Origin of the sequence: Staphylococcus sp. OJ82, assembly GCF_000294465.1 — a bacterium.
Classification (GTDB): domain Bacteria; phylum Bacillota; class Bacilli; order Staphylococcales; family Staphylococcaceae; genus Staphylococcus; species Staphylococcus equorum.
In genome coordinates this window covers 1-5,222 of the sequence record NZ_ALPU01000024.1, presented here as the reverse complement: position 1 = coordinate 5,222, position 5,222 = coordinate 1, and the positions used below count along the sequence as shown (strand labels likewise).

Below are 5,222 nucleotides of genomic sequence, written 5' to 3'. Positions count from 1 at the left end.
GCGTCTATTGGGGAAAAACGTAAACCCAACCGCAAAGAGCCAAAACAAATTAGTTTCAGAGTGAGCGAATCCGAATATGAAAAGTTAAGGTCATCAGCCGAAACTTTGAATATGAGTGTGCCGAATTTCGTTAAGAAAAAGGCACATGGAAGTCGATTGGTAGCGCCCAAATTAGATAAAGAGACGCGACAATCGGTGGCCAAAGATTTAAGTAAGCTAGGTGCGAATGTGAATCAAATTGCTAAATACTGTAATCAACATAAAAATGAAACGCCCCATTATCATGCGATGGATCGTAATATTCAAGCAGTACGTGAAAGGTTGGATCAAATATGGAAAAACTTAAATTAGTTTCTTATGTTTTTATGATCATCTTTACACTTATAACGATTGCGACATCAATATTTTTAATTATTTCTGGTAATTATATAATGCCTATTTTTACTACGTTAATTTTAATTTTTGCTTGGTTAATCATTTATACGCAAAGAAGAAGTGATAAAAATGGCAACAACTAAATTAGGAAATACCAAATCGGCAAGCAGAGCCATTAATTACGCAGAAAAGCGAGCCAAAGAAAAGAGTGGTTTGAATTGCGACGTAGATTACGCTAAATCAGCTTTTAAAGCCACACGCGCTTTATATGGCAAAGAAGATGGGATTCAAGCGCATACGGTTATTCAGTCATTCAAACCGGGCGAAGTTACGCCAGAGCAATGTAATCAAATTGGTTTAGAATTAGCGGAAAAAATCGCACCCAATCATCAAGTCGCAGTTTATACACATACAGATAAAGACCATTATCACAACCATATTGTAATTAATTCAATTGACCTTGATACAGGTAAAAAATATCAAAGTAATAAAAAACAACGTGAGTTTGTTAAACAAGCCAATGACAATATTTGTCGTGAACATGGTTTATCGGTTCCTGAAAAACAAAGAGAAACACGCTATACACAAGCTGAATATGAAATCGGAAAAGAAGCTCAAAAAGGGAATAAATCGATACCTTGGAAAGAACAAATTCGTATGGTTATAGATCAAACACAAGCAACGAATTATGAAGAATTGAATCAAGATTTACTACAGAACGGCATAAAAATCGAACGTATAACTGACAAAACGATTACTTACAAACATCTTGAAGAAGATAAAAAAGTACGGGGGAGTAAGCTTGGCGAGAAATACGATAAAGGGGGCTTAGAACATGGGTATGATGGACGAATTAAATCCAGAGAACAAGAAAATACTAGAGAAACTGGACCAGATAGAAAAGCAACTCAATCAGAGTGGGACAACTTCGCAGACAACACCAGAAAACTTGAACACGATAGAAGAAGTTCTGAAGCAGCAAGACTTGCTCATGAGAAATCTATCCGAGATAAAGAAGAACGAGAAAGAGAGAGAGAACAGGCACAACGAGCTTCTAAAAAGTCTAGAGGATTCGACCTCGAACTTTGATGAATCAACACATGCTACAAAAGATAATTTTATGAATGTGGCAAGAAGTTATTTAAGAAAATTAGATACAGACAACCAAGAACAAGACTTTAAAAAAGCCTTTGATGAAAAATTTAAAGATATAGATAAACAAGCAAGTGATTTATTTGAGCATTATAAAAAACATAATGACCAAGCCAGAAAAGAAACAATAGAATACAAAAAGGCGATTACGGATCGCTTAGATAAAAACGATACAATCGTTGAGAATTTAAATAAATCCTTAGATATTATGACAAAAGGAGTTTTATCGCTATTCTTCGTAATAGCAATCATTGCGTTAGTAACAGTAATAACAGGGCCCATTGGAGAATTTGTTGGAGCTTCTAATCTTTATGATGGGATTACTTATGTGATTAAAACCTATGATACTGCTTGGAGATATTTAATGTTTATTGTGTATTTAGTACCTTATGCGATTTTTGGTTTTATTATATGGGCTATTTTAAAGTCTTTTGATGGATTGAAATATCGTTGAGGTATTAATTATTGTAAATAATGTTAAAAGTCCTAAAAAGTACCTTAAAATGCAAAATAAGGGTATATGTAATATATAATTAAGGAGTGGGAAAATGGCGAATCGTGAGAAATTAAAAAAACGTCTTGGGCTTGGATTGAATTTAGCTCAGGTAATTGTTCAAGTGTTTATTGTTTATTTAGCATACAAGCAATATAAATTATCTAAAGATTATTAATAATAAGTTAGGTTATGAGTTTAGAACATTGTTCTAGGCTCTTATTTTTGTTGTGTGTCAACGGTAACGGAATGAGCGTAGCGATATGAGTATAAGAAGTTGATACACTAGCACTTACTCGCCACACTAAACGCAGTGGAATTGGATAACATCCAATTCCCTGCAGTTTGAACGGCGAGTTCAAGAAGTTTTTTGATCTTCCTTTTTTTCAAAAAAGGAATGGTCTAGGTTTTTAAAATCAAAATAAATTCTGATTGAATTTATACATTCTTAAGGTGTTTTGAATTGTTTTTAGAACTTGGTGTGTTTTTGCCTTGAACTTTATATAATCTTTTTAAGAACTTTATAAACCCTTTTTAGGGGCTTGTTGAAGCTTACGACGAGAAGGGGTTTGGGACCCTAAAGGCATACTTTTGCCACATTAAAGGCATACTTTTGCCACATTAAAGGCATACTTTTGCCACATTAAAGGCATACTTTTGCCACATTCGTGGCATATACTTTTATTTAACATGCCTTTAATTTAATGTTACTATTATTACAACGTTTTAAAGCATAAAAAAATAGGACTAAAGGAAGGGTTTTCGCAGACAATTCCTTTAGTCCTAAAATACATAATACGTAGGAGTGATTATAACATGTCTGGAGAGACTGTTGTGTATAGAAATGAAATGAATCTAATCCCTTTAAGAAAATTCACGAGTGTAGAAATTAATTTATTTTTTGCTATGTGTAATAAATTAAAAGAACAAGATACAAACACTTTAACTTTATCTTTTGATGAATTAAAAGAATTAAGTAATTATAGTCCAGAAACTAGAAATATAAATCGTTTTGTTGATGATTTACAGAGAGTATACGATAAAATGCTAGAAATAAGATATACAATTCGTACAGAAACAAAAATTAAAAAATTTGTGCTTTTTCATAGATATGAAATTGATTTAGCTGAGAAATATTTAGAAATCGCTACTTCCCCAGATTTGAAGCATATATTAAACGAAATTACGTCAGATTTTACAAAGTTTGAATTACAAGAAATGACTCATTTAAAATCAACATATGCTAAAAATATGTTCAGATTACTAAAGCAATACAAACATACAGGTTATTTAAAAATAAGCATTGAAGATTTTAGAGAGCGTTTGGATGTCCCTAATTCCTATCGCATGACAAATATAAACCAATACGTATTATCGCCTATAATCAAAGAACTCGGTTTTATATTTAAAGATCTGACTATTAATAAAATCAAAGCTAAGAAAAGCCGTAAAATTGAGTGGTTAGAGTTCACTTTTGAACCTGAGAAACGCATTCATTCAAAGCGACAACCTGAAATGGCGAATGTAGGTAAGAAGAAACAAAATATAAATCGTGAGATGACGCCAGAATGGTTAGAAAATAAAAAGTATGAACCTATCAAACCCAAAACAACTGAATTTACAGAACAACAAAAAGAAGCGTTTTTAGAGAAAATGAATATAAATGAAAACTATAAGACGAACAAATAAAGTAGGACGTGTTATTTGATGAAAACGGTAAAAGAAGTTTCTGAAAGTTTAAATGTTTCTAAACAAACAATTCACTATCACTTAAAAAATTTACCATCAAATTTAAAAGTTAAAAAAACAGGCAATAAATCATTAATAGATGATAGTGTAATAGCTTATTTAGAGTCGATTTTAAATAAAAAATCGACAAAAGAATCGACAAACAAATCGTCAAGCTTTGACGAAAAATCGACAAAAGAATCGACAAACAAAAAAGAACCTATGAAGACACGTCATGACAGTTATATTGATAAATATATCGCACACTTAGAATCAGAAATTCGACAAAAGAATCGACAAATTGACGATTTAACAATTGCCTTAAAACAAGAACAATCATTGAACTTAAATAGCCAAAATATATTAAGTCATAATGATCCTATAGAAACAGACGATTTAAATACAAAAGAAGAGATTTTTGAGACAAAAACACCAGATCAAAATGAACAAAAACAATCCATTTTCTCTAAATTATTCAATAAAAAATAAGTTGTATATTATAGGACTTATAAGAACGGGTGTAAATTATGGAATCTTTTTTTAAGATATTGGGAAGTATTCTATGGGAATTATCTTACTTTATAACAATCCCAACAGAAAAATATAAAAATATTAAACGAGAGAAAAAGAGGAAATGGATACAAAGAAAAATAGAAATAAGGGATGGTAAAAGAAGAAGATTTACAAAAAATAAATTGAAAAAACTCGTTAAATCTATTCTCGTTAGTAAATAATAATGATTATAATCTGGAAAAAGACATGATTATTTCAATTGAGAATTGTTTGGAATACAAGGTTCTGTTGCAAAGTTGAATTTATAGTATAATTTTAACAAAAAGGAGTCTTCTGTATGAACTATTTCAGATATAAACAATTTAACCATACCGACTGAACAGATACTAGTACGTTTACCATTGGCAGTTTCAAAATCATGGGCAATAAATGCGTCAGAATTCATTAAGCAAGGTTCCTTTCTCATGTGTGAATATGATATGACTTTTTATAAATATGTGCTTAGAGTCAAGTTAATCAGATTTTAACAAGCCAAATTACAAGCCTATAATAAACATAAAAACTCATCCCAGATTTATATTGGGATGAGTTTTTTGAGACAATAAACTTAAGTTTTAATATGAAGATTACTCTTCGTCAAATGAACGTGCAGCTAATTCTTTCTCGTATAGGTAAAGTGTATTGCTGTCATCACCGATACGTTTTAGGTAATCAAGGTGTGTTTCAAACATAGCTTCTTCTTCTACTTGTTCATCTAAGAACCAATTCAAGAATGAAATAGTGGCATAATCTTTCGCTTGATTAGCTAGATCTGATAAATTATAAAATCTACGTGTAACATCTTGTTCTTGTGCTAAGCCATCTTGAAATGTTTCCAAGATACTAGAGAAATCTGATTTTGGCGCAGGAATCGTTGCAAATAAAGCGTGTTCTCCACGGTCATTGATATAATCATATATTT

At 31.3% G+C, this 5,222-nt stretch carries 8 protein-coding genes and 1 pseudogene; 7 read left to right on the top strand and 2 right to left on the bottom strand.

What is annotated here, in order from left to right; translation table 11 throughout:
- The first annotated feature begins 6 nt into the window (after window positions 1-6).
- The 7 genes from SOJ_RS13985 to SOJ_RS13960 all read left to right on the top strand — a co-directional run bounded on the left by SOJ_RS13985 (window position 7) and on the right by SOJ_RS13960 (window position 4,237).
- Complete coding sequence (locus SOJ_RS13985; protein ID WP_052034672.1) at window positions 7-351, top strand: plasmid mobilization protein; 345 nt, start codon at window positions 7-9, stop codon at window positions 349-351.
- Complete coding sequence (locus SOJ_RS13980; protein WP_002508776.1) at window positions 333-518, top strand: hypothetical protein; 186 nt, start codon at window positions 333-335, stop codon at window positions 516-518. The genes SOJ_RS13985 and SOJ_RS13980 overlap by 19 nt, the downstream gene beginning before the upstream one ends.
- Window positions 505-1,464: a relaxase/mobilization nuclease domain-containing protein gene (locus tag SOJ_RS13975; protein WP_002508775.1), complete on the top strand. Its 960-nt coding sequence runs from the start codon at window positions 505-507 to the stop codon at window positions 1,462-1,464. Before SOJ_RS13980 ends, SOJ_RS13975 begins: the two co-directional genes overlap by 14 nt.
- Window positions 1,465-1,495: 31 nt before the next feature.
- On the top strand, window positions 1,496-1,981 hold the full coding sequence (locus SOJ_RS13970) for a DUF334 domain-containing protein (RefSeq protein ID WP_002508774.1): 486 nt from the start codon (window positions 1,496-1,498) through the stop codon (window positions 1,979-1,981).
- A 94-nt stretch (window positions 1,982-2,075) separates the two neighbouring features.
- Window positions 2,076-2,198 (top strand): hypothetical protein, encoded by a 123-nt coding sequence (locus SOJ_RS14825; protein WP_002484386.1) that lies wholly within the window; start codon window positions 2,076-2,078, stop codon window positions 2,196-2,198.
- Window positions 2,199-2,836: 638 nt separating this feature from the next.
- The gene (locus SOJ_RS13965; protein WP_002508773.1) at window positions 2,837-3,709 is read left to right on the top strand and encodes a replication initiation protein; all 873 of its coding nucleotides are present in this window, start codon (window positions 2,837-2,839) and stop codon (window positions 3,707-3,709) included.
- Between the two features lie 18 nt (window positions 3,710-3,727).
- A complete protein-coding gene (locus SOJ_RS13960; RefSeq protein ID WP_002508772.1) occupies window positions 3,728-4,237 on the top strand; it encodes a LuxR C-terminal-related transcriptional regulator in 510 nt (169 codons plus the stop codon).
- A gap of 358 nt (window positions 4,238-4,595) precedes the next feature.
- Here SOJ_RS13960 and SOJ_RS14295 read toward each other — a convergent pair.
- Window positions 4,596-4,706: pseudogene (locus tag SOJ_RS14295) on the bottom strand (3'-5' exonuclease); the annotation flags it as partial.
- 181 nt (window positions 4,707-4,887) lie between these two features.
- Window positions 4,888-5,222, bottom strand: a 335-nt coding sequence (locus SOJ_RS13945) for a ferritin (RefSeq protein WP_037539697.1), incomplete at its 5' end; no start/stop codon positions are given.

What these genes read in the sequence shown, in the direction of transcription:
- SOJ_RS13980 (WP_002508776.1), top strand. Translation starts at nt 333, where the DNA reads ATGGAAAAACTTAAATTAGTTTCTTATGTTTTTATGATCATCTTTACA.
- SOJ_RS13960 (WP_002508772.1), top strand. Translation starts at nt 3,728, where the DNA reads ATGAAAACGGTAAAAGAAGTTTCTGAAAGTTTAAATGTTTCTAAACAA.
- SOJ_RS14825 (WP_002484386.1), top strand. Translation starts at nt 2,076, where the DNA reads ATGGCGAATCGTGAGAAATTAAAAAAACGTCTTGGGCTTGGATTGAAT.
- SOJ_RS13970 (WP_002508774.1), top strand. Translation starts at nt 1,496, where the DNA reads ATGAATGTGGCAAGAAGTTATTTAAGAAAATTAGATACAGACAACCAA.
- SOJ_RS13965 (WP_002508773.1), top strand. Translation starts at nt 2,837, where the DNA reads ATGTCTGGAGAGACTGTTGTGTATAGAAATGAAATGAATCTAATCCCT.
- SOJ_RS13975 (WP_002508775.1), top strand. Translation starts at nt 505, where the DNA reads ATGGCAACAACTAAATTAGGAAATACCAAATCGGCAAGCAGAGCCATT.